This is a genomic window from Bradyrhizobium sp. BTAi1, from assembly GCF_000015165.1.
Taxonomy (GTDB): domain Bacteria; phylum Pseudomonadota; class Alphaproteobacteria; order Rhizobiales; family Xanthobacteraceae; genus Bradyrhizobium; species Bradyrhizobium denitrificans.
The window spans coordinates 6,248,312-6,270,951 of sequence record NC_009485.1; the positions used below are offsets into that span (position 1 = coordinate 6,248,312).

Consider the following 22,640-nt stretch of genomic DNA (forward strand, 5'->3'; position numbering starts at 1 on the left):
TCTTTATTTTCCAAGACTCTTTATTTTCCAGGACTCTTCGGCCCGTTCCACCATCTCAGCCGAAGCGCTGGTCATAGGCGAGCACGGCCTCAAGCAGCACCTGAGCGCCGGCACCGCACTCCTCGAACGAGGTCGATTCCGATTCGTTGTGGCTGACGCCGCCGGCGCAGGGGACGAAGATCATGGTGGTCGGCGCGACGCGCGCGATGTAGGCCGCGTCGTGGCCTGCGCCGGACACCATGTCGCGGGTGGCATAGCCGGCCTTCTCGGCGCCGCCGCGCACGCAATCGATCATCTCGGCATCGAAGCGCACGGCCGGGCTGTCCCAGATGCGCTTCTCGTCATAGCTCAAGCCCAGCGGTTCGATTGTTGCCTTCAGCGCGGCACGGAACTCCTGCTCCATCGTCTCCAGCACGGCCTCGTCCGGATGCCGGAAGTCGACGCAGAAGAACACCTCGCCCGGCACGACGTTGCGCGAGTTCGGCCGGACCTCCATCAGCCCGACGGTGCCGACCGCATCGGGCGCGTGCTTCATCGCGATCGCGTCGATCTGCTCGACCATGCGCGCAGCGCCGAGCAGCGCGTTCTTGCGCAGATGCATCGGCGTGGCCCCCGTATGCGCGGCCTGGCCTTGCACCGTCACCTCGTACCAGCGCATGCCCTGCACGCCGGTGACGACGCCGATCATCTTGCCTTCCGCTTCCAGGATGGGCCCCTGCTCGATGTGCAGCTCGAACATCGCGCCGATCTTGCGCTGTCCCACCGGCTCGCTGCCCCTGTAGCCGATGCGGGCCAGCTCGGACTGAAACTCCTTGCCGTCGCGGTCGCGGCGCGAATAGGCGAACTCGCGGGTGAAGGCGCCGGCGAACACGCCGGAGGCCAGCATCGCCGGCGCGAAGCGCGAGCCCTCCTCGTTGGTCCAGTTGATGATCTCGAGCGGCGCGTTGGTCTCGTAGCCGGTCGCGTGCAAGGTGCGCATCACTTCCAACGCGCCGAGCACGCCCAGCACGCCATCGAACTTGCCGCCGGTCGGTTGCGTATCGAGATGCGAGCCCATGCAGATCGGCGGCAGGTCAGCGCGCTTGCCCGGACGGCGCGCGAACATGTTGCCGCAATCATCGACGGTGACGGTGCAGCCGATCGCCTCGCAGGCACGCTTGAACCAATCGCGCACCCTGCGGTCGTCGTCGGACAGCGTGAGCCGGCAGATGCCGCCCTTCGCGGTGCCGCCGAAGCGCGCCGTGTCCATCAGGCTGTCCCACAGCCGTTGCGGATCGATCGACAGATTGGTGCGATCGGACTTGGCCGGAGGTGTCACGGTCTCGCTCATGGCACCACCGGCATGCTGCGCGACACCGGCCTGGGCGCGGAAAATTCCTTCCAGGTGCTGTTGGCGACGTGGCTCGCCGGGAATGGCGGCCGGGCAATGAACTGTCCGTCGCCCTTCTCGGCGCGCAGTTCGCCATCCTGCCAGGCGATGCGGCCGCCGGACAGCGTGATGCGCGGCGCGCCGGTGCAGGCGATGCCTTCGAACACGTTGTAGTCGATGCGGCTGGTCTGGGCCTTGGCCGAGATGGTCTTGGTCCTGGCCGGATCCCAGATCACGAGATCCGCGTCGGAGCCGACCGCGACGGCGCCCTTGCGCGGATAGATGTTGAGAATGCGCGCGATGTTGGCCGAGGTGACGGCGACAAACTCCTCCTTCGTCAGCCGCCCAGTGTTGACGCCCTTGGTCCACAGCACCAGCAGCCGGTCCTCGACGCCGCCAGTGCCGTTCGGGATCATGCGGAAATCGTTCAGGCCGAGCCGCTTCTGCTCGCGCGTGAACGAGCAGTGGTCGGTCGCGACCACCTGCAGCGAGCCGGACTGCAGGCCCGCCCACAGCGAGTCCTGATGCTTCCGCGGCCGGAACGGCGGTGACATCACGCGCGCCGCCGCATAGTCCCAGTCCGGATTGAGATATTCGTCCTCATCCAGCACGAGATGCTGGATCAACGGCTCGCCATAGACGCGCTTGCCGGCGGCGCGCGCGCGCGCGATCGCCTCATGCGCTTCGCGGCAGGAGGTGTGGACGACATAGAGCGGCGAGCCCGCCATGTCGGCGATCATGATGGCCCGGTTGGTGGCCTCGCCCTCGACCTCGGGCGGCCGCGAATAAGCGTGATTTTCAGGCCCGGTCGCGCCCTTGCCCATCAAGGTCTCCTGCAGGCGGAACACGACGTCGCCATTCTCGGCATGCACCATCGGCAGCGCGCCGAGCGCGGCGCAGCGCGAGAACGAGTTGAACAGCTCGTCGTCATTCACCATCAGCGCGCCCTTGTAGGCCATGAAATGCTTGAAGGTGTTGATGCCGTAGGTCTTCACCACGGCTTCCATGTCGTCATGGGTCTCCTTCGTCCACGATGTCACCGCCATGTGGAAGGAGTAGTCGCAGGCCGCTTTCTCGCTCTTGTGACGCCAGTCCTGATACGCCTTGAGCATCGACTCGCCGGGCGCCGGGATGCAGAAGTCGACGATCATCGTGGTGCCGCCGCACAGCGCCGCCTTCGTGCCCCATTCGAAATCGTCCGCCGACACCGTGCCCATGAACATGAGCTCCATGTGGGTGTGCGGGTCGATGCCGCCCGGCAGGATGTCGCAGCCGCCGGCGTCGATCACCTGGGCTCCGGCCGGCGCCGATAACCCCTCCGTCACAGCGACGATCGTGCCGTCCTCGATCAGGACGTCGGCGCGGCGGGAATGGTCATGGTTGATGACGGTGCCGCCGCGAATGAGAATGGTCATGAGCGCTCCTCCGGCTGGATGGCATAGTGTCTTCGAGCTCGTCGTTCAGGTCGACATCTAGAGAAAGGCTGCAGCGCTACAATGCGCTGCAGCAGAATGTGCAGACGATGGAGCGCCTACTTCAGGGCCGCATCGATCACCGCGTGAGTCCAGGCGCCCTCGGGCTTCTTGGTGATGACCGGCTGGTCGCCGCCGGCACCGAGCAGCGTGGTCACGGTACGGTCGAAATCGGCCGGATCGAGCTTGCCGGTGGAGCCCGCGGTGAGCTTGTTGATCTCGCCCATCATGCGCTTCTGGTGCGCCTCCTTCTGAGCGCCGGTCGCGTCGTTGTCGAGCACGATCTTGACCGCCTCGTCCGGATTGCTGCGCGCGAACTCCCAGCCTTTCATCGTGGCCTTGACGAACTTCGCCATCTTCGCGGTGAAGGCGGCGTCCGACAGCTTGCTCTCGAGCACGTAGAGCCCGTCCTCCATGGTGGAGACGCCCTGGTCGGTGTAGTTGAACACCACGAGCTCGTCGGGCTTCAGCCCGGCGTCGATGACCTGCCAATATTCGTTGTAGGTCATGGTCGAGACGCAGGCGGCCTGCTTCTGGATCAGCGGATCGACGTTGAAGCCCTGCTTGATGACCTTGACGCCGCCGGCCGAGCCGTCGGTCTTGTAGCCGAGCTTGGCCATCCAGGCCATGAACGGATATTCGTTGCCGAAGAACCAAACGCCGAGCGTCTTGTCCTTGAAGTCTGCCGGGGTCGCGACGCCGGAATCCTTGCGGCAGGTCAGCATCATGCCGGAGCGCTTGAAAGGCTGGGCGATGTTGACCAGCGGCACGCCTTTCTCGCGCGCGGCGAGCGCAGCCGGCATCCAGTCGATGATCACGTCGGCACCGCCGCCTGCGATCACCTGCGGCGGAGCGATGTCCGGGCCGCCCGGCTTGATGGTGACGTCGAGGCCTTCCGCCTTGTAGAAGCCCTTGTCCTTGGCGACGTAGTAGCCGGCGAACTGGGCCTGCGTCACCCATTTCAGCTGCAAGGTCACCTTGTCATCGGCCGAGCCAGGAGTCGCGATTCCCACCAGCAGCGCCGCGCCGAGCATCAATCTCTTCAGCATCCGTCGTCTCCCCTGTTCAACACCACCAACAACAAATCTCGTCTCAACTCCGGTTCGACGGGTGCCAGAACGTCACCCGCTTCTCGAGCAGCACCAGCGCGCCGAAGCAGGCGGAGCCGGCGATGGCGGCGATCACAATCGTCGCCCACACCATGTCGAGCGACATGCGGCCGACCTCGGTCGAGATGCGAAACCCCATGCCGAGCGTCGGCGTGCCGAAGAACTCGGCGACGATCGCGCCGATCAGCGCCAGCGACGCGTTGATCTTCAGCGCATTGAACAGGAACGGCATTGCGGCCGGCAGCCGGAGCGCCAGCAGGGTCTGCAGCCAGGAGGCGCCGTAACTATACATGAGGTCGCGCTCGAGCCGGCCGGCCGCCGCAAGGCCCGCGACCGCGTTCACCAGCATCGGGAAGAAGGTCATGACGACGACCATGGCGGCCTTCGACTGCCAGTCGAAGCCGAACCACATCACCAGGATTGGCGCGATGCCGATGATCGGTAGCGCCGAGATGAAGTTGCCGATCGGGATCAGCCCGCGGCGCAGAAAGTCCGAGCGGTCGCAGGCGAGCGCGACCAGGAAGCCGGCCGCCGATCCGATCAGCCAGCCCGGCACAGCCGCGCGTACGAAAGTCTGCGCGAAGTCGGCGCCGAGTACAGGCAGCGACGCGAACAGCCGCGCCATGATCAGCGACGGCGCGGGCAAAAGCACGGTCGGCACCTTCAAGCCAACGCAGATCACTTCCCACAGGAACACCAGCGTCAATCCGAACAGCAGCGGCACGGCGGCCGGCGCCAACCGCGTCAGCACCGGCGGCAGGCCTTCCGCGCGACTCCAGATGACGTTGGCAAACCACGCAATGGCCCAGGCCGCGAGTGCGAGCGTGATCACGATCGGAGTCGATGCGCCGCGATGGGCCAGCATTAGCGCCAGGATCGCGAACCCGACTCCAGCCGCGAGAGATCCCGTTAGAGACAGCGTCGCCTTGCGCTCGGTTGGGGAGGAAGCGATGACGCTCATGGCCGCGCTCCCATCGCCTTCAGAGTCAGCTTCTCGGCGAGCGTGATCAGCGCCACGAGCAGCGCAGCGAGCAGCGCCACCATCACCAGCGCCGACCAGATCTGCACGGTCTGGCCGTAATAGGAGCCCGACAGCAGCCGCGCGCCGATGCCGGCCTGCGCGCCGGTCGGCAGCTCGCCGACGATGGCGCCGACCAGGCTGATCGAGATCGACACTTTCAGGCTGGCGAACAGCAGCGGCACCGCGGCCGGCCAGCGCAGCTTGGCGAAGGTCTGCGTTCTCGATGCGTTGTAGGTGCGCATCAGGTCGAGCAGCATCGCGTCCGGCGAGGTCAGGCCCTTGACCATGCCGATGGTGACCGGGAAGAACGAGAGATAGGCCGAGATCACCGCCTTCGGCAGCAGGCCGACGATGCCGACCGAGCCGAGCGCGACGATGATGATCGGCGCGATCGCCAGGATCGGAATGCTCTGGCTCGCCACGATCCACGGCATCAGGCTGCGGCGTAGCGCATTGACGTGCACGATCGCGACCGCCAGCGCGATTCCGAGCAGCACACCGATGACGAAGCCCGCGAGCGTCGCCGAGATTGTCACCCAGGCATGGGTGAGCAGATTGCGCGGGTTGAGCACGAGCCCATCGGCGGATTCCCGCAACAGCCGCGTCCCGATGGTCGAGGCATAGAGCTCGCCGATGATCTGATGCGGCGCCGGCAGCACCGGCCGCTCCAGGCCCCAGGCCACCTCGTAGCGATTGGCGAGTCCCTCGACACGTGCGAGCTGCGGCAGGTCGCGGTTCATCGGCAGACAGGCGAGATACCACATCGCCAGGATGATCGCCGTCAGCGTCAGCACCGGGACCAATCCACCGCGCCGCAGGCGGTCCCACATCCGGTGGGACGCCGAAGCTTCGCGCGGTGCCCCCAGTGCGACGCTACTCATCGTAGCTATGGCCGGCGCGCAGCCCCTCCCTGACGCGGTGGGCGACTTTCAGAAACTCCGGGCTCTCGCGGATGTCGAGCGTGCGTTCGGCTCCGAAGTCGCAGTCGATCACGTCGATGATGCGCCCCGGCCGCGGCGACATCACCACAATGCGCGACGACAGGAACACGGCTTCGGGAATCGAATGCGTGACGAACACGATCGTCTTGCGCGTCTGGCTCCAGAGCTTCACAAGCTGCTCGTTAAGCTGGTCGCGCACGATCTCGTCCAGCGCGCCGAACGGCTCGTCCATCAGCAACAGCTCAGGCTCGAACGACAGCGCACGCGCGATCGAGACGCGCTGCTGCATGCCGCCGGACAGCTGCCACGGATATTTGTTGGCAAAACCCGACAGCCTGACCAAGTCGAGATGCTTGCGCGCCCTCTCGCGGCGCTCGGCTTTCGGCAGGCCGAACACTTCGAGCGGCAGCATCACATTGGCTTCCACCGTACGCCACGGATACAGCGCCGGCGCCTGGAACACGTAGCCATATTGGCGCTTCAGACGCGCGTCGCGAGGCGCGAGGCCATTGACGGTGATGCTGCCGGATGTCGGCTGCTCGAGATCGGCGATCACGCGCAAGAGCGTGGTCTTGCCGCACCCCGACGGGCCGATGAAGGACACGAACTCGCCTTTGGCGATGGTCAGATTGGCATCGGCGAGCGCGTAGACCGGACCGTCGCCGGTCTGGAACGTCAGCGACAGATTGCGAATGTCGATGGCCGTCGGCGCCCTCACAGATCACCCTTCCCCGGCGCGGTTCGTCGGGTCGCATCGAAGCAAGCGGTATGCCATGCACTGCTCCCTGAAGTTACAGGCCTTAATCGAGAAGGCTTCCAAGCCGCCTGCGTAAGATTTGACCATTTGATCAGATTCATTGCATTGTGCCGGCGGACCAATCGACCTGATCTCATCGATCTGCAACGGACTGTCTGATGGCGGCGCGCACGACCACGAAACGCAAGGCTCGCAAGGCGGCGACGCCTGATACGGAGACCCGGGCCAAGACGCGCGGCGGCGAGGCCAATGTGGAGCGCATCCTCGACGCCGCGCTCTCGGTGTTCGCCATGGACGGCTTCGCCGGCGCTCGCATCGACGCGATCGCCGATCTGGCGGGCTTGTCGAAGCCGAACCTGTTGTATTACTTCCGCACCAAGCAGGATCTCTACCTCGCCGTGCTCAAGCGGACGCTGGACATGTGGCTGGTGCCGCTGGCCAGGATCGAGCCGCAGAGCGATCCGCGCACGGCGCTGACCGACTACATCACCACGAAGCTGGAATACGCCCGCGACCATCCCAAGGCATCGCGGCTGTTCGCGATCGAGGTGATGCGCGGCGCGCCGGTGCTCGGCAAGGTGCTGCAGGACGACCTGAAGCAGCAGGTCGACGGCAAGGTCACCTTGCTGCGGCGCTGGATGACCCAGGGCAAGCTGCCGCGCCGGGATCCGCATCATCTCATCTTCATGATCTGGGCGACGACGCAGCATTACGCCGATTTCTCCACGCAGGTCGAGGCCATCACCGGCCGCACACTTCAGCATCCCGCCTTCTTCACCGCGGCACGGCAGTCGATCCTCGACGCCGTGCTCGGGCCGGAGCAGGACTGAGGCGAACTACTCCGCGGCATGTTTGGCGGGCCTCGGGTTGGTCGCCATCGGATTGTTCGGATGCTCCAGCCAGGTGCGGTGCCCGCCGACCCTCAGGCCGGTGCGGCGATCGACCTCGCCTTCCCTCAGCGGCACCATGGTGATGCAGTTCTCGATCGGGCAGACCACGGCGCACAGATTGCAGCCGACGCATTCCTCCTCGATCACCTCGAAATGGCGCTGGCCGTCCTTGAGGCTGCTGATCGCCTGATGCGAGGTATCCTCGCAGCCGATATGGCAGCGGCCGCATTTGATGCAGAGGTCCTGGTCGATGTGGGCCTTCACCACATAATCGAGATTGAGATGCTGCCACTCGGTCTTGCGCGGCACGGCGCGGCCGACGAAATCCTCCGGTCGCGCATAGCCCTTCTGGTCCATCCACTCCGACAGGCCGGCGATCATCTCCTCGACGATCTTGAAGCCGTAGACCATGGCCGCCGTGCAGACCTGGACGTTCACCGCGCCCAGCGCCATGAACTCAGCGGCGTCGCGCCATTTCTCGATGCCGCCGATGCCCGAGATCGGCAGTCCCTGCGTCGCCGGGTGGCGCGCGATCGCGGAAACCATGTTGAGTGCGATCGGCTTGACGACCGAACCGCACATGCCGCCATGGGTGCCGTAGCCGTCGATATGCGGCCACGGCGCCATCTGGTCGATGTCGACGCCCATCAGCGCGTTCACGGTGTTGATCAGCGACACCGCGTCCGCACCGCCGCGTTTCGCTGCTTCCGCCGGCGGCAGGATGCTGGCGACGTTCGGCGTCAGCTTGACGATGACCGGCATCCGCGTCGCCGCCTTGCACCAGCGCGTGACCATCTCGATGTATTCGGGCACCTGGCCGACCGCAGCGCCCATGCCACGCTCGCTCATGCCGTGCGGACAGCCGAAATTCAGCTCGACGCCGTCGGCGCCGGTCTGCTCGACCCGCTTGATGATCGCGGTCCAGTTCGGCTCTTGGCAGGGCACCATCAGTGAGACCACGACGGCGCGGTCCGGCCAGTCGCGCTTGACCTGCGTGATTTCCTGCAGGTTGACCTCGAGCGGACGGTCGGTGATCAGCTCGATGTTGTTGAAGCCGATGACGCGCCGGTCGCTGCCATGGATGGCGCCATAGCGCGGGCCGCTGACATTGACGATGGGCGGATCCTCGCCGAGCGTCTTCCAGACCACGCCGCCCCAGCCCGCCTTGAAGGCGCGGACGACGTTGTAGGCCTTGTCGGTCGGCGGCGCCGAGGCGAGCCAGAATGGATTGGGCGATGTGATGCCGGCGAAGCTGGTGCGGAGGTCGGCCACGACTCAAGCTCCTGCGTGATGGGGCACAGCAGCGCCTTGCAGCGCCGCGATGATGGAGGCCGCAGCCGCCTTGCCATCGGCGACGGCGGCCACGGTGAGATCGCTGCCTCCGGCGACGCAATCGCCTCCGGCCCACACGCCGGGAAGGCTGGTGCGGCACGCGGCATCGACCGCGATGCGGCCGCTCTCGAAGCTGAGGCCGCCGTCGGCGAGGTCACTCGCGAGCAGCGTCTGACCGATCGCGATCAGCACCTGGTCGGCCGCGAGCGTCATGCGCTCGCCAGTCGGGATCAGTCGCCCCTCCTCGCGGCGCGTACGTGCGAAAGTGACGCCGCTGACGACCCCACCGGCCTGCTCAAATGCGACCGGCACGAGATGCTCGCGGATCAGCACGCCGCGCACCTGCGCGACCTCCTGCTCATAAAGCGAGGCCGGCATCTCCGATTTCGAGCGGCGGTAGGCGATGGTGACGCATTCGGCGCCGAGCAGCTTGACCTGGGTCGCCGCATCGATCGCCGTCATGCCGCCGCCGATGACGATGACGTTGCGCCCGATCGGCAGCACGGTCTTGTCCGGCGCCTGACGCAACGCGGCGATGAATGCCACCGCATCACTGACGCCCGCCGGCACATCGCCGAGACCGAGACCATTGGTGCCGCCGAGGCCGAGGCCGAGAAACACCGCGTCATAATCGGCTCTCAGGCCGGCCAGGCTGATGTCGCGGCCGAGCGCCTTGCCATATTCGATCGTGATGCCGCCGACGGCCAGAATATAGGCGAGTTCCGCCTGCGCAATGTCGCCGGTGACTTTGTAGGCGGCGATGCCGTATTCGTTGAGGCCGCCACCTTTGGGACGCGCCTCGTAGATCGTCACCTGATGGCCAGCCCGCGCCAGCGCGTGGGCGCAGCTCAGCCCGGCCGGACCGGCGCCGACCACGGCGATGCGCTTGCCTGTCGGTGAACCGGCGCGATAGAGCTGGCGTCCGCTCGCGAGAAGCGCGTCGGTCGCATGGCGCTGCAACCGTCCGATCTCCACCGCCCGCGCCTCCGAGGACTCGCGCACGCATGCCCCCTCGCAGAGGTTTTCCGTCGGACACACGCGCGCGCACATCGCGCCCATGATGTTGGCATCAAGGATGGTCTTGGCGGCCGCGACCGGCAGCCCGTTCGCGATCTGGCGGATGAACAGCGGAATGTCGATTTCGGTCGGACACGCCGCGACGCAGGGCGCATCGTAGCAGAACAGGCAGCGCTCAGCAGCGACCCGCGCCTCGTTGGGATGGAGTGGCGCGACCAGATCCTTGAAATTCTCGCGGCATAGCTCGGCAGAGATTCTGTGGCCCGCGAGGCCGGCAGCCAGTTCGTTGCTCAACCTGGTCCTCCTGCAGTCTCGGTCGCTAAGCGACCCGTCCGAGAACGATCTTGCCCTGGAAGATTTGACCAGTTGATCAAAATTGTCAAACACCGACATGCGTTGCGGCCGCGAAAAACAGATCAGCGTTCGGCTGAACACAGTTTCTGCCTACGCGACCGGCGCATTGCTAATTCCCTTAGCAATGATTGCCCTTGGTTTGAGCGCGACGTGAGCTTGCAGATCGCCATGCGACAACGACAGACACGTCTGCGAGCACACAGACTCACTTGAGCAACAGCGGAAGTCTCGCCGGGCTACGTCGCTGCGGTCCACTCGCGATCCTCAGATTCAGCCATGCGCTTGCTGTCGATATCGGAAATCTTGAGCGAGACGACCTCGTTGGCTCGCAGGCCGGCGCCGTAGGCCACGCAGAGCGCCGCCTTGTATTTGATCCCGGGTGCCGCATCGAGCAGCCGCGCCACTTCCTCCACGCTCAGCACCACCGGCAGCTTGCGCGGCTCGTGGATGAAGTGGGTGCGCTCGACGATCTCGTGACGTCGCAGCGTGACCTTGAAGAAGAACCGCAAGGTCGAGACCATCTGATTGATGGTCGGCACACCGACGCCGCGCAATACCAGATGGAGCTGATAGCGACGTACATCCTCGAAGCCGGCCGTATCCGGCGATCGTCCGAGGAAGGCAGCGAAGTCCTTGATCCTCTGCACATCGTCATGTTGGGTCTTGGGCGCGAACTTGCGGATCGTCATGTCTTCGATCATGCGCCGCCGCAACATGGACATGGCAGCTTGGCGGTGTCGACGCTGGTTGCTGTCGGTTCATCCTCACGCTCCCTGACGGCGAGCAGCTCGCGCGCGCGTGCGACGTTGTCGGCGCAGGCGCCCCGCGCCAGCAGGCCGTAATGGCGGATGCGGTGGAGGCCCTTCGGCAGCACGTGGATGAGGAAGCAGCGGATGAACTCGCCTGTCGCGAACGTCATCCGCTTTTGACAGTCCCGGCGCCCATTCTTCAACGGCTTGCACCGGCAGTCGCGCGGCGACTTCAACGATGGGCTTACTTTTTCGAGCCACCGACCTGGTCACGCAAACAGGGCTGCGAGATCAACGCTGAGGCCTTAGGCGAGGATGACACGGCTGCAGTAGAGCGAGCCGAAACGGTCCTCCTTCCAGGATTCGACAGCTGGCGCTCGCGAGGACTGACCGATCTTGGTCCGCCTGCCCTTGTCTCAGGGAACGGGACTCGCGCGGGCTCAAGGCAAATCGGTCAATTCACGAAAGGCTTCGTCGACGCCGTCTATGCAAAGCTGCTCATTGTTGAAGAAAGAGACAAGAACGGCAATATCATTCATCGCGAACGTCCACGTTTTGCGAACGCCGCCGTGGTCGCCTGTCGGCGAGCCTGGTTCGTCGGCCACCGCGCTAGGGAGAAGAATGTCCCAGCCATCAATCCGTTCTCTCGCATGGGCTTGAAAGCTCGTGCGCCAAACCGAGCAGCACGAGAGACGCCAACCGCCACATGGGTGGAACTCGTCGCCTTCTGTCGAAAGGCGAACGAGATGGGTTATCGTTCGGTTGCGACCGCCGCTCTCCTCAGCTGGGAGTGACTGCAACGCGAGGAGCACGTCTTCGGCGCGTTCGAGATTTCCCACTACCGGCCAAAGGAGCATCCGAACAGTGTCAAGGTCGTCCACCCCGAGAATGGGGAGGAGGCTTGGTGGCCTCTGTTCCACGACGCAAGCGAGACGCTGTTCCCCGCGTTGATGGCCGAGCTCGATGAGATCAAATCGCGAATGGTGGCGGGCGTGATGTTTTGGCGCGATCACCAAAGTCGCCGAGGGAGCGCGCTCGTGCCCTGGATCACCCAGCGGCGAGATCTGCGGTATCTCCGGGCCGCGGTCAAAAAGGTCATAAGAACCGCGTCTTTGCGAAGCGAATTGTCCTTCACTTCACTTCGCCACGGCGGCTTCGCGGAAGGGGCAGACAGCGACCTGACAGACGCTGAGCTGCGTGCCGCAGGCCGCCACAGGTCAAGTCGACAACTGCCGACCTATGCGAAGCGGACCCGAAAACAGTTGTTCTCGGGGTCAGAAAAGCGCCGGGAGGAGCGAACAAAAGCAGCCGGTTTGTCGGAATAGCCGCTAATCGCTTCACGGAATGGCTTCGTACAATCTGCCAAAAATCCTTGAAAGGCTTGGTGGGCGCACTAGGGCTCGAACCTAGGACCCGCTGATTAAGAGTCAGCTGCTCTACCAACTGAGCTATGCGCCCGGATCTTGCATCCGGAGTAAGCCTTTGCAAGAGCCGGTCGTTTAGCAAAGCGATTCCGGGATGTCCAGCGATCACTGACGATTTTTCGGCAGTTTCGATGCAGAAAAACCGCCGGCTTGCGGCGGTTTTCCCCAGGTGAGATCTTGAGCGGATTCAGAGGGGCGTTAACCAGCCCTCAGAGCCGTCCGGAGTCGGGTCCCTCGTCGGACCAGCCCATGCGATCCATCGGCGGGTGGCCCATCGGTCCGGGGCCGAAGCGATTCTCGCCGAAGCGCGGCCCGTCCGGGCCGCCCTCGCCGCGCTCCATCCAGCGGTGGTGACGCGGACCGTCCGGTCCCATCATCCGCCCCATCGGCCGGGTCAACATCGACAGCCGGCGCTTCTGGCCGTCATCGAGCGTCTTGTAGAGCGGGTCGGCGGCATCGGCGACCTTCTTCATGGCGTCGGCCGTCGCCGCCATGGTGTCGGCATGCTCACGCAGCCGCGCCACGGGATCGACGTCCTTGTCCGGCGCGTCATCGGCCGCCTTCATCCGCGCATTGGCGCGGTCGAAGCGCAGCTTCACGAGATCGCGCACCGCGCTCTCGACCGGCGGCCACAGCTTCTCCTGGTCGGCCGACAGCTTCAGGCCGGCATGGACCGAAGCAATGCGTGCATCGAGCATCGCGGCGCGGTCTTCCGGATTCATCCGCGCGTGGTGCATGTGATCATGAAGCCAGCCGCGCTGGGCGTAGACCGCGGTCGAACCGGCGATGGCCAGCACGGCGACGGCAGCGATAGTAAACTTTCTCATGCCAACCTCCTTGGAAAGCCGGACCAACATGAGCCTGCCGTGTCGGGCCTTCAACTTACAGTTTGGACAGAGTGTACGACGTTACGAAGATGTAATTGCTTCAAATACCTTTCTGTTTTTGCAATTCGGTTTCATTTCGTTGCTGCGCCTCAAAGCATCCCGAGCATGCGCGGCAACCAGAGCGAGATTTCCGGCACGTAGGTCACGAGGGCCAGGAAGCCGAGCATGGTCAGCAGCCACGGCATCACGGCGATGGTCAGTTCGGTGATGCCCATCTTGGCGATGCCGGAGGCGACATAGAGGTTGAGGCCGACCGGCGGATGGCACATGCCGACCTCCATGTTGACCACCATCAGGATGCCGAGATGCACCGGATGGATGCCGAGCTTGACCGCCACCGGAAACAGGATCGGCGCCATGATCAGCACGATCGAGGTCGCCTCCATCACATTGCCGGCGAGCAGCAGCAGGATGTTGACGACCAGCAGGAACACCGCCCAGTTGACGCCGGCCGCCGCCATCCAATTGGCGATCTGCTGCGGGATGTTCTCATTGGCCATCAGGAACGAGAACAGCACCGCATTGGTGATGATGTAGAGGATCATCGCACTCATATTGGCCGAGCCGAGCAGCACCTTCGGCACGTCCTTCAGCGACATGTCGCGATAGACGAACACGGCGATGATGAAGGCGTAGACGGCGCTGACGGCAGCCGCCTCGGTCGGCGTGAACTTGCCGGTGTAGATGCCGCCGAGCACGATGACGATCAGCAAAAGACCCCAGATGCACTTTCGGAACGCAATGAAGCGCTCCGCCCAGCTGGCGCGCGGCAGCCGCGGGTAGTCGTTCTTCCAGGCGCGATAGAAGGTGGTGAAGCCGAGCAGGGTCGCCAGCATGATTCCGGGAATGACGCCGGCGATGAACAGCTGGCCGACCGAGGCCGAGGACACGCGATGGCCGGCCGGATCGAGCGCGATGCTGCCGCCGGTCGCGACCGCATAGACGACCATCACGATCGAAGGCGGGATCAGAATACCGAGCGCGCCGGAGGTGGTGATCACGCCGGCGCCGAAGCGCTTCGGGAAGCCCTGCTTGACCATCGCCGGCAGCATGATCGAGCCGATCGCGATCACGGTCGCGGGCGACGAGCCCGACACGGCGGCGAACAACGCGCAGGCCATGACGCCGGCCAGCCCCAGGCCGCCATACCAATGCCCGACCATCGAGGTCGCGAAATTGATCATGCGCCGGGCGACGCCGCCATGGGTCAGGAAATTGCCGGCGAGAATGAAGAACGGGATCGCCATGATCTCGAAATTGTCGATGCCCGTGAACAGCTTCAACGCGACCGACTCGGTCGGCACGTTCGTCATGAAGAAGACGAAGGACAGCACGGTGAGGCCGAGCGCGATCGAGATCGGCATGCCCGTCAGCATCAGGAAGATGAGCAGGCTGAAGATCAGGAGGCTGCTCATCGCACGGCCTCCGTGCCGGTCGCCTCGACGCCTTCGACATAGGCGTGATCGTGGTGCGGCAGTTCGTCATGGCGGAGATAGTGCCAGGCGACCTGCAGGAAGCGGAAGCACATCAGGTAGGAGCCGAGCGGGATGCAGAGATAGACCAGCCAGCTCGGCAGCTCCATGTCCGGCGTGACCTGGTCGGTCTGCGACAGACCATAGACGAACTTGGCGCCCATGGTGCCGATGATCGCGGTGAACAGCGCCCCGCACATCAAGCCGAACAGGATCGTCACCTTGCGCAGCGAGGGCCGGAGCATGTTCACCACGACGTCCACGCCGACATGGATGCCGGTGCGCACGCCATAGGCGGCGCCGAACTTCGCCATCCACACGAACATGTAGATGCACAGCTCCTGCGCCCAGGACAAATCGATCGGGAACAGCAGGGGATAGAGGAAGGGCACACCGACGAGGTAGCGGTGCAGCACGGCTACGAAAATGATCGAGGTCGCGGCCGCGATCAGGAATGCGATCAGAATCTCCTCGAGCCGATCGAGGATGCGCAACAGCAGACCCAAGTCCCCTACCCCCAAAGCCATCCGACGCCCGCGCGCTTTGCGCGCCGTCGGGTGATCTCGGCGTCTCAGCCAGACGCCGCCACCTCACGATGCGCGGGCCACCCGCCCGCGCATCCGCGCCTCACACCATCAGTTCGTCGTGCCGCGCGTCTCCTTCAGGAACTCGTCGATCAGCGGCTGGCCGACGCGTCCGGCGACGTCCTTGTAGACCGGCATCATCGCCTTGCGCATCGCCTCGTCCTGCGCGGGGGTCAGCTTGACGAACTCGGACTTGCCGGACTTGCGGATCTCTTCCAGCGCGTCGTCATTCTCCTTGGCTGACTGGCCGTTACCGTATTCGGTCGCCTCCTTCATCGCCTTGTCGCAGGCGGCGCGGATGTCCGGCGGCAGGCTGTCCCAGAACTTCTTGTTCACGACCACGACGTAGCCGATATAGCCGTGATTGGTGAGCGTGATGTATTTCTGCACCTCGTGCATCTTCTGCGTGTATATGTTCGAGGGCGTGTTTTCCTGGCCGTCGACGACGCCGGTCTGCAGCGCCTGGTACACTTCCGAGAACGCCATCACCTGCGGAATCGCACCGAGGGTGCGGAACTGGGCGTCCAGCACCTTCGAGGACTGGATGCGGAACTTCATGCCCTTGTAGTCAGCGGGATCGACGAGCTTCTTGTTGGCGGTCATCTGCTTGAAGCCGTTGTCCCAATAGGCCAGCCCGATCATCCCCTTCGGCTCGAGCAGCTTCAAGAGCTTGGCGCCGAGCGGCCCGTCGGTCACCTTCCGCAAGGTGGCGAGGTCCGGCAGGATGTAGGGCAGATCGAACACCTCGAATTCCTTGATGCCGATCGGACCGAACTTGGAGTTCGACGGCGCCAGCATCTGCACCGCGCCGAGCTGCAGCGCCTCGAGCTCTTCCTTGTCCTTGTAGAGCTGGGAATTCGGATAGACTTCGACCTTGACCTTGCCGTCGGTGTACTTCTCGGCCAGTTCCTTGAACTTGTCGGCCGCGAGCCCCTTCGGCGTGTTCGCCGCCACCACATGGCTGAACTTGATCACGATCGGATTGTCGGCCGCCATGGCCGGACCGGTCAGCGCGAGCACCGCCAGCGAGGCGGCGGTTGCGATCACATGGCTCAAGCTGAGCTGGCGGAATTTGAACTGCTGCAAGGTGTCCTCCCGACGTTTCGGGGGGCATTGCAATGACGCCCCCGCTTTGTATGCCACGGGCATTGTTAGCGGCTCGCGGGACGGATTACCATTGACCGTTAGCCGCAGACACGGGATTCCCCACGCTGCAGCGCAACAATGATTGTCCCCCGCTTCTTCGTCCCGGCCGCTTCGCCATTTCGGGGCAGCCGCTTTGCGGTGCCCCGAATGACCTGGTCACATCAGCTTGCAGCCGCGGCCGCCGCGCCCTGCGCCACATCGCGCTGGCGCTTCATCACCAGCTTGTTCAGCGCGCCGAGATAGGCCTTGGCGGACGCCACCAGCGTATCCGGATCGGCCGCGCGCGCCGTCATCGAGCGGCCGTCCTGCGACAGGCGCACCGAGACCTCAGCCTGCGCGTCGGTGCCCTCGGTCACGGCATGGACCTGATACAGCTCCAGCTTGGCCTCGTGCGGCACCAGCGACTTGATGCAGTTGAACACGGCATCGACCGGACCGTTGCCCTCGCTCTCCTCGATCTTGGTCACGCCGTCGACATCGAGCTTCATGGTGGCGCGCTGCGGGCCGCGGGTGCCGGCGATGACGCTCAAGGACAGCAGCTTGATGCGGTCATGGGCGCTCACCATGCCCTCGTCGATCAACGCCTCGATATCCTCGTCGTAGATGTGCTTCTTGCGGTCGGCCAGGGCCTTGAAGCGGACGAAGGCGTCCTCGACCTGGTTGCCGGCGAGCTTGTGGCCCATCTCCTCCAGCTTGTGGATGAAGGCGTGGCGGCCGGAATGCTTGCCCATCACCAGCGAGGTCTGCTTCACGCCGACCGTCTCCGGCAGCATGATCTCATAGGTCTGGGCATTCTTCAGCATGCCGTCCTGGTGGATGCCGCTCTCATGCGCGAAGGCGTTGCGGCCGACGATCGCCTTGTTGTACTGCACCGGGAACGAGGTCGCCGCCGACACCACCTTCGAGGCGTGGGTCAGCTGCGTGGTGTCGATCTTGTTCCAGAACGGCAGCTTGTCGTTGCGCACGCGCATCGCCATCACGACCTCTTCCAAGGCCGCATTGCCGGCGCGCTCGCCGATGCCGTTGATGGTGCACTCGATCTGGCGGGCGCCGGCGCGGATGCCGGCCATCGAATTGGCGACCGCCATGCCGAGGTCATTGTGGCAGTGGACCGAGAACACCGCCTTGTCGGAGTTCGGCACCGTCTCGCGCACGCGCTTGAACAGGTCGTAATACTCCTCCGGCACGGCGTAGCCGACAGTGTCCGGGATGTTGATGGTGGTGGCGCCGGCCTTGATCGCGGCCTCGACGCAGCGGCACAGGAAATCGAATTCGGTGCGGGTGCCGTCCTCCGACGACCATTCGACGTCGTCGGTGTGGTTGCGCGCGCGGGTGACCGAGGAGACCACCAGCTCGAACACGGCTTGCGGCTCCATCTGCAGCTTGTACTTCATGTGCACCGGCGAGGTGGACAGGAAGGTATGGATGCGGCCGCGCTTGGCCGGGCGGATCGCCTCGGCACAGCGGTCGATGTCCTTGGCGCCGGCGCGCGACAGGCCGCAGACCACGGCGTTCTGGGTGCGCTTGGCGATCTCGTTGACCGCCTCGAAATCACCGTCGGAGGCGATCGGGAAGCCGGCCTCGATGACGTCGACGCCCATGCCGTCCAGCATGGCCGCGATGTTGAGCTTCTCCTCGAACGTCATGGTGGCGCCGGGGCACTGCTCGCCGTCGCGCAAAGTGGTGTCGAAAATTACGACGCGGTCCTTGTCGGACGGGGTGGTGCTGGACATCTGCTATTCCTCGGATTGTCGGGTGGTGCGCATGTTTGTCAGGATCTCTGATCAACTGGGCGCTGAAGGGTGTTCTGCTGTCGAAGCAACCCCCTGAGTGCCCAGGCGCATCCCGCCCAGCCGGCCCTCAGGGGCAGCTAAGAAGCAGAAGCTCGATCGCGCCGATCAGGCCGGCGGGCTGCAGCGCGGCGAGCGCGATCGACCGGGCGTCTGCCCCGGCGATGGCCTCGATCTCTGCGCTGCGAATCAGCATTGCCAAACCCTTTGCGAGAACACGAAAACTGTGCGGCAAAACCATTGACGGATTGTTGCCGAGGCGCCCTCACCGGAGCTTTTACCGGGAATAAGAGGGTCCCGCAACGCCGAATAAGGGTCAGGAGATATGACGTAATGAGCCCCTGCTCCCTTTTGGCCCGGGCCATGCCACTGCCGCATCCGCTGCCGTCATACCCCGCGAAGGCGGGTATCCAGCAAGCCGCGGCCTCTCGGGTCAACCATAACGGGCTCTGGAATACTGCATCGTCCGCCTTCGCCTTCGCGGACGATGACAGCTAGCGTGGAACCCCGCTTTATCCGCGTCATTGCGAGCGCAGTGGCGCAGTGAGGCAGTGAGGCAATCCACAGTCCCGCGCACCACCCTGGATTGCTTCGCTGCGCTCGCAACGACGGCGGTGATTGACGCAACAGTTCCACGCCTCACTCTCGCCGAACATCGGCAAACAGCCCGCATCCAAACACACCTCTCCGCTCCCGCAGCACGATCATGCCCGGGCTGATCATCGACATTAAACCCTCGTCGATCGAGGGTGCAGGGAAGACCGAGCGTCTGCCGACGCCCGCGGCCCCCGTGCGTGAAAGAAGTGTACGGGGCAGGAACCACAGGATCGGCCAGGACTCCCGGCCTTCCCTGCGCAACCGCTCTGCGACTTACTTCGCGCTCTCCTCGGGACCGGCTTGATTGCCCCCGTCACCGGCGCGCGCGTCATGAACGGCGCCGGCTTGACACCAGCATCGGGGTGTCAGGACCACACGACTTCGTCGCCCGCAAGGACACCACTCGTCCACTGGCGCCTCACGGCCATCGCTCCCCGCACTCCACGTATCGTGACGACGCGTACGTCCCTCTTCGACGAGGCGGGATGGCGAGAGATAAGCATGATTTCTGAAAAAAAGAAATATAAATTTCGCGCCGGACCGAAGCTCACGGATGATACGGTAACAAGCGCCATGACCAACCGCATCTTCATCCACGGCGTGCCGGACACGCCTGCGATCTGGGGGCCGCTGATCGCGGCGCTCGGCGAGACCGTCGCGGTGCCCTGCCTGCCCGGCTTCTGCGGCGAGGCGCCGGCGGGCTTCGGCGGCAGCAAGGACGACTACGCGGATTGGTTCGTCGCGCTGATGGAGGCGCAGCATGCGGCGTTCGGGCCGCTCGATCTGGTCGGGCATGATTGGGGCGCACTGCTGGTGCTGCGCGCGGCGTCGCTGCGGCCGGAGCTGGTGCGCTCCTGGGCTGTTGCCGGCGGTGCACTCGATCCCGGCTATCGCGGCCATTTGATAGCGCGGATCTGGAACACGCCCGTGCTGGGCGAGATCTTCATGGCGCTGTCGTCGCGGCGGGCAATGGCGCGCATGTTCCGGCAGAGCGGGCTGCCGGCGGACCTGGCGGCGTACGAAGCCGCCGCGTGGCGCGCGCCGATGCGGCGGTCGATCCTCGCGCTCTATCGGTCCGCCGATGGGCTGCGCTTCAGCGGCGACTGGATCGAGCGGCTGGCGCAATTGCCGCCGCGTGGCCTCGTGATCTCGGGCACGCAAGACCCTTACGTGCCGCTCGACACGCTCAGCCGCTTCGCACAACGCCATGGCGCGCCGCTGCATGTCGAGCAGGACGCCGGCCACTGGAGCATCGTCGAGCGGCCGCAGAGCATCGCCGCCGCGCTGCGGGCGCATTGGGCGGGGTGAGCGCTGGGCCGAGTGAACGGTGGTTCCCGCAGCCGTTGACGAGCCGCCGATGCATACGCACAATCCAGGGACATCCAACGTTCACCGCGGCGCCGGTGCTCTCTCTTGTTGCAGAGCGGCCGCCAGCGCTCCGCAAAGCCCGTCCGCGATCTCGGCCTCCACGAGCTGGTTGGCTCCGGAAACGTACTGCTGGCCGACGAGCTGAGTACGGCCGTCCGCCTTCCAGACGCGCAGCAGCATCGTGTGGCGGCCATCCGCAAGCAGTGACGCAATGCCGATCAGCACGAGATCGACATGCTCCTGCAGCCGGGCCTCAAACTGCGGCACCCGATCCTCATAGGTCGACAGGACCGGCGGACCATCGACGATGCGCAACAACGGCAGCGCCTTCAGCCGCTGACGGATCTCGGCCGTCACGCGCGCGGCGTCGTCGCTGACCTCGGGCGCCAGCGCTCGAATCGCAGGCACCGCGATGACGCGTTCGTTGTCGGCAAAGACTGGCCGCGCGACAGCGGCGAGCAGAGCGGCAAGCGCAAATCTGACAACGAGAAAAGCGGCGAACCGCGCTGGTCCGGGCATAGGAGGCTGCATGATCTGCCGAGATCGACAGATCGCAGTCTTTGCCACGGCAACACGCCGCTTTTGCGGCATGCGCCATGATCGTCACACAATCTTTGATGAGTCATGGTTTTCTGATACCATGACCCGCATCGCTGTTTGGAGAATGCGGGATGTTGCGTGTCAGGACCAGCGTCCGGGTCGCGGCTCTGCTGCTCGCCGGCTTGTTCACCCTCCACTTGTTCGCCCTCCGCCAGGCGGCCGCCGATGACGCGAGCCGAACCGGCTTTCCGCAAGCCGACTGGCCGGTCGCCACGCCCGAGGACGAAGGCATGGATTCGGCGGCGCTGGCCAAGCTCGTCGACGCCGGCAAGGCGTTGAGGTTCGACAGCCTGCTGATCACGCGCCACGGCCGCATCGTGCTCGATGCCTCCTACGCGCCCTACAAATCGGACGAATTGCACATCATCAATTCCGCGACCAAGGCGGTGGTCGCCACCTTGATCGCGATGCTGCAGAAGGACGGCGTGCTCGACAGCCTCGATCATCCGGTGCTCGACTTGTTCAAGGACCGCCAGATCGACAACGTCGATGCGCGCAAGCAGGCGCTCACCGTGCAGCATCTGCTCAACATGACCTCCGGCCTGGACTGGGACGAAGGCTACAATGGCGGCACCGAGCGATCACTGTTCGAGATGGGTCGGAGCCCCGATTGGGTGCAGTACATTCTCGACCGGCCGATGGCGCATGCGCCGGGCGAGACCTTCTACTACAACAGCGGCAACTCGCATCTGCTCTCCGCCATCGTCACCAAGCTGACCGGCCGCAGCGCGGAGGACTTCGCCAGAGAGCGACTGTTCGCCCCGCTCGGCATCACCGAGCACGCCTGGTTCAAGGATTCCAAGGGAATTTCCAGCGGCGGCTTCGGGCTGGCGCTGAGGCCGCGCGACATGGCGCGGATCGGCTATCTGTATCTACGCGGCGGCCGCTGGGGCGGGCAGCAATTGCTGCCGCCCGGCTGGATCGAGGCCGTCAATCACGCCACGACCAGCATGAACGCGACGTTCGACCCGGGCCTGCACTATGCCAATCAGTTCTGGGCCCTGCCGGACCGCAATGTCGTGATGGCGGTGGGCTATCATTGCCAGCTCATCATGGTGCTGCCCGATGCCGACATCGTGGCGGTGATGACCGCCCGCAATTTCTGTCCCTTCCGCAAGCTCGCGAACGATATCCTGGCGACGGTGAAATCGAGCGAGGCCCTGCCCGCCGCGCCCGAAGCGACGACGGCCCTGGCCGCGGCCGTCAGCGATGCCGCGACGGAGACACGGAGCACGGTCGGAGCTGCGCCGGACATCGCGGCGGCCGTTTCGGGCAAGACCTTCAGCTTCCCGCCGGGCCCGCTCGGCATCAATGCGATCACGCTCGACCTCACAGGACCCGACCCGCATGTCGCGTGGGACATTCCACGGCAAGGCGGCGGTAGCGGCACACTACACCTGCAGAGCCCGATCGGCCTCGACGGCTCCTATCGCAAGACGGCGCAACCCCATCCGTGGCAGCCCTACACCTATCGGGCGATGAAGGGCAGCTGGATCGACGCGACGACGTTTGCGATCGACGTGCAGTTCATCGGCCAGGGCGAAGAGCGCAACTGGCGGCTCAGCTTCGATGGCGACAAGGTGACCTTCAAGACGAAGGGGCGATACGGCAAGGAACTTGCCGTCGAGGGGCAAGCGCTGCCATGAGATTCTGAGACCGCCACGATGTTCGTCTCCCCGCCGGGCGACTGGATCAATGCCCTCATCGTGCTGTTGCATGCCGCGTGAGAGGATTTGGAACCGTTCTAATAACGCTGCGCGT

The 22,640-nt window shown here is 64.8% G+C and carries 21 protein-coding genes and 1 tRNA gene; 3 read left to right on the plus strand and 19 right to left on the minus strand.

Features of this window, described 5'->3' with window-relative positions:
- Window positions 1–55 precede the first annotated feature (55 nt).
- The 6 genes from BBTA_RS28185 to BBTA_RS28210 form a co-directional block, all read right to left on the minus strand.
- Window positions 56–1,330 (minus strand): Zn-dependent hydrolase, encoded by a 1,275-nt coding sequence (locus BBTA_RS28185; RefSeq protein ID WP_012045910.1) that lies wholly within the window; start codon window positions 1,328–1,330, stop codon window positions 56–58.
- Window positions 1,327–2,784, minus strand: coding sequence for a dihydropyrimidinase (gene hydA, locus BBTA_RS28190; RefSeq protein ID WP_012045911.1), 1,458 nt, complete (start codon window positions 2,782–2,784; stop codon window positions 1,327–1,329). The genes BBTA_RS28185 and hydA overlap by 4 nt, the downstream gene beginning before the upstream one ends.
- Before the next feature lie 116 nt (window positions 2,785–2,900).
- A complete protein-coding gene (locus BBTA_RS28195) occupies window positions 2,901–3,890 on the minus strand; it encodes an ABC transporter substrate-binding protein (protein WP_012045912.1) in 990 nt (329 codons plus the stop codon).
- A gap of 43 nt (window positions 3,891–3,933) precedes the next feature.
- The gene (locus BBTA_RS28200) at window positions 3,934–4,815 is read right to left on the minus strand and encodes an ABC transporter permease (RefSeq protein ID WP_371260214.1); all 882 of its coding nucleotides are present in this window, start codon (window positions 4,813–4,815) and stop codon (window positions 3,934–3,936) included.
- Between the two features lie 92 nt (window positions 4,816–4,907).
- Window positions 4,908–5,801 (minus strand): ABC transporter permease, encoded by an 894-nt coding sequence (locus BBTA_RS28205; RefSeq protein ID WP_041750945.1) that lies wholly within the window; start codon window positions 5,799–5,801, stop codon window positions 4,908–4,910.
- A gap of 43 nt (window positions 5,802–5,844) precedes the next feature.
- Window positions 5,845–6,630, minus strand: a complete 786-nt coding sequence (locus tag BBTA_RS28210) for an ABC transporter ATP-binding protein (protein WP_012045915.1) — start codon at window positions 6,628–6,630, stop codon at window positions 5,845–5,847.
- Between the two features lie 197 nt (window positions 6,631–6,827).
- Here BBTA_RS28210 and BBTA_RS28215 point away from each other — a divergent pair, with 197 nt between their 5' ends.
- Window positions 6,828–7,499 carry a TetR family transcriptional regulator C-terminal domain-containing protein gene (locus BBTA_RS28215; RefSeq protein ID WP_012045916.1) on the plus strand — a complete coding sequence of 224 codons (672 nt, stop codon included), beginning with the start codon at window positions 6,828–6,830 and terminating at the stop codon, window positions 7,497–7,499.
- A 6-nt stretch (window positions 7,500–7,505) separates the two neighbouring features.
- Here BBTA_RS28215 and preA read toward each other — a convergent pair whose 3' ends face one another.
- The 12 genes from preA to BBTA_RS41680 form a co-directional block, all read right to left on the minus strand.
- On the minus strand, window positions 7,506–8,831 hold the full coding sequence (gene preA / locus BBTA_RS28220; protein ID WP_012045917.1) for an NAD-dependent dihydropyrimidine dehydrogenase subunit PreA: 1,326 nt from the start codon (window positions 8,829–8,831) through the stop codon (window positions 7,506–7,508).
- A 3-nt stretch (window positions 8,832–8,834) separates the two neighbouring features.
- Entirely contained in the window at window positions 8,835–10,202 is a 1,368-nt protein-coding gene (locus BBTA_RS28225) for an NAD(P)-dependent oxidoreductase (protein ID WP_012045918.1), read from the minus strand.
- A gap of 296 nt (window positions 10,203–10,498) precedes the next feature.
- A complete protein-coding gene (locus BBTA_RS28230; RefSeq protein ID WP_244424168.1) occupies window positions 10,499–10,951 on the minus strand; it encodes a phage integrase N-terminal SAM-like domain-containing protein in 453 nt (150 codons plus the stop codon).
- A gap of 8 nt (window positions 10,952–10,959) precedes the next feature.
- On the minus strand, window positions 10,960–11,247 hold the full coding sequence (locus BBTA_RS41895; protein ID WP_371260160.1) for a transposase: 288 nt from the start codon (window positions 11,245–11,247) through the stop codon (window positions 10,960–10,962).
- A gap of 204 nt (window positions 11,248–11,451) precedes the next feature.
- Window positions 11,452–12,024 (minus strand): hypothetical protein, encoded by a 573-nt coding sequence (locus BBTA_RS28240; RefSeq protein ID WP_148221522.1) that lies wholly within the window; start codon window positions 12,022–12,024, stop codon window positions 11,452–11,454.
- 369 nt (window positions 12,025–12,393) lie between these two features.
- A tRNA-Lys gene (locus tag BBTA_RS28245) sits at window positions 12,394–12,469 on the minus strand.
- 175 nt (window positions 12,470–12,644) lie between these two features.
- A complete protein-coding gene (locus BBTA_RS28250; RefSeq protein WP_012045920.1) occupies window positions 12,645–13,262 on the minus strand; it encodes a Spy/CpxP family protein refolding chaperone in 618 nt (205 codons plus the stop codon).
- Between the two features lie 149 nt (window positions 13,263–13,411).
- Entirely contained in the window at window positions 13,412–14,737 is a 1,326-nt protein-coding gene (locus BBTA_RS28255; RefSeq protein WP_012045921.1) for a TRAP transporter large permease, read from the minus strand.
- Complete coding sequence (locus BBTA_RS28260; protein ID WP_041751651.1) at window positions 14,734–15,294, minus strand: TRAP transporter small permease; 561 nt, start codon at window positions 15,292–15,294, stop codon at window positions 14,734–14,736. Before BBTA_RS28260 ends, BBTA_RS28255 begins: the two co-directional genes overlap by 4 nt.
- A 135-nt stretch (window positions 15,295–15,429) precedes the next feature.
- Window positions 15,430–16,464: a TRAP transporter substrate-binding protein gene (locus BBTA_RS28265; protein WP_012045923.1), complete on the minus strand. Its 1,035-nt coding sequence runs from the start codon at window positions 16,462–16,464 to the stop codon at window positions 15,430–15,432.
- 221 nt (window positions 16,465–16,685) lie between these two features.
- Window positions 16,686–18,257 carry a 2-isopropylmalate synthase gene (locus BBTA_RS28270; protein ID WP_012045924.1) on the minus strand — a complete coding sequence of 524 codons (1,572 nt, stop codon included), beginning with the start codon at window positions 18,255–18,257 and terminating at the stop codon, window positions 16,686–16,688.
- A 127-nt stretch (window positions 18,258–18,384) separates the two neighbouring features.
- Window positions 18,385–18,510 (minus strand): hypothetical protein, encoded by a 126-nt coding sequence (locus BBTA_RS41680; protein WP_256374675.1) that lies wholly within the window; start codon window positions 18,508–18,510, stop codon window positions 18,385–18,387.
- A 902-nt stretch (window positions 18,511–19,412) separates the two neighbouring features.
- Here BBTA_RS41680 and BBTA_RS28275 point away from each other — a divergent pair.
- A complete protein-coding gene (locus tag BBTA_RS28275; protein ID WP_244424170.1) occupies window positions 19,413–20,219 on the plus strand; it encodes an alpha/beta fold hydrolase in 807 nt (268 codons plus the stop codon).
- Between the two features lie 81 nt (window positions 20,220–20,300).
- Here the strand turns inward: BBTA_RS28275 and BBTA_RS28280 are convergent, their stop codons facing one another.
- Window positions 20,301–20,798: a hypothetical protein gene (locus tag BBTA_RS28280; RefSeq protein WP_012045927.1), complete on the minus strand. Its 498-nt coding sequence runs from the start codon at window positions 20,796–20,798 to the stop codon at window positions 20,301–20,303.
- Between the two features lie 152 nt (window positions 20,799–20,950).
- Here BBTA_RS28280 and BBTA_RS28285 point away from each other — a divergent pair, with 152 nt between their 5' ends.
- Entirely contained in the window at window positions 20,951–22,525 is a 1,575-nt protein-coding gene (locus tag BBTA_RS28285; protein ID WP_012045928.1) for a serine hydrolase, read from the plus strand.
- Window positions 22,526–22,640: the final 115 nt, after the last annotated feature.

Bases quoted from the DNA above. Each gene is read 5' to 3' on its own strand.
- BBTA_RS28185 (WP_012045910.1), bottom strand. From the start codon at position 1,330: ATGAGCGAGACCGTGACACCTCCGGCCAAGTCCGATCGCACCAATCTG.
- hydA (WP_012045911.1), bottom strand. From the start codon at position 2,784: ATGACCATTCTCATTCGCGGCGGCACCGTCATCAACCATGACCATTCC.
- BBTA_RS28195 (WP_012045912.1), bottom strand. From the start codon at position 3,890: ATGCTGAAGAGATTGATGCTCGGCGCGGCGCTGCTGGTGGGAATCGCG.
- BBTA_RS28200 (WP_371260214.1), bottom strand. From the start codon at position 4,815: ATGCTGGCCCATCGCGGCGCATCGACTCCGATCGTGATCACGCTCGCA.
- BBTA_RS28205 (WP_041750945.1), bottom strand. From the start codon at position 5,801: ATGTGGGACCGCCTGCGGCGCGGTGGATTGGTCCCGGTGCTGACGCTG.
- BBTA_RS28215 (WP_012045916.1), top strand. From the start codon at position 6,828: ATGGCGGCGCGCACGACCACGAAACGCAAGGCTCGCAAGGCGGCGACG.
- BBTA_RS28230 (WP_244424168.1), bottom strand. From the start codon at position 10,951: ATGACGATCCGCAAGTTCGCGCCCAAGACCCAACATGACGATGTGCAG.
- BBTA_RS28250 (WP_012045920.1), bottom strand. From the start codon at position 13,262: ATGAGAAAGTTTACTATCGCTGCCGTCGCCGTGCTGGCCATCGCCGGT.
- BBTA_RS28255 (WP_012045921.1), bottom strand. From the start codon at position 14,737: ATGAGCAGCCTCCTGATCTTCAGCCTGCTCATCTTCCTGATGCTGACG.
- BBTA_RS28270 (WP_012045924.1), bottom strand. From the start codon at position 18,257: ATGTCCAGCACCACCCCGTCCGACAAGGACCGCGTCGTAATTTTCGAC.
- BBTA_RS41680 (WP_256374675.1), bottom strand. From the start codon at position 18,510: ATGCTGATTCGCAGCGCAGAGATCGAGGCCATCGCCGGGGCAGACGCC.
- BBTA_RS28275 (WP_244424170.1), top strand. From the start codon at position 19,413: ATGATTTCTGAAAAAAAGAAATATAAATTTCGCGCCGGACCGAAGCTC.
- BBTA_RS28280 (WP_012045927.1), bottom strand. From the start codon at position 20,798: ATGCCCGGACCAGCGCGGTTCGCCGCTTTTCTCGTTGTCAGATTTGCG.
- BBTA_RS28285 (WP_012045928.1), top strand. From the start codon at position 20,951: ATGTTGCGTGTCAGGACCAGCGTCCGGGTCGCGGCTCTGCTGCTCGCC.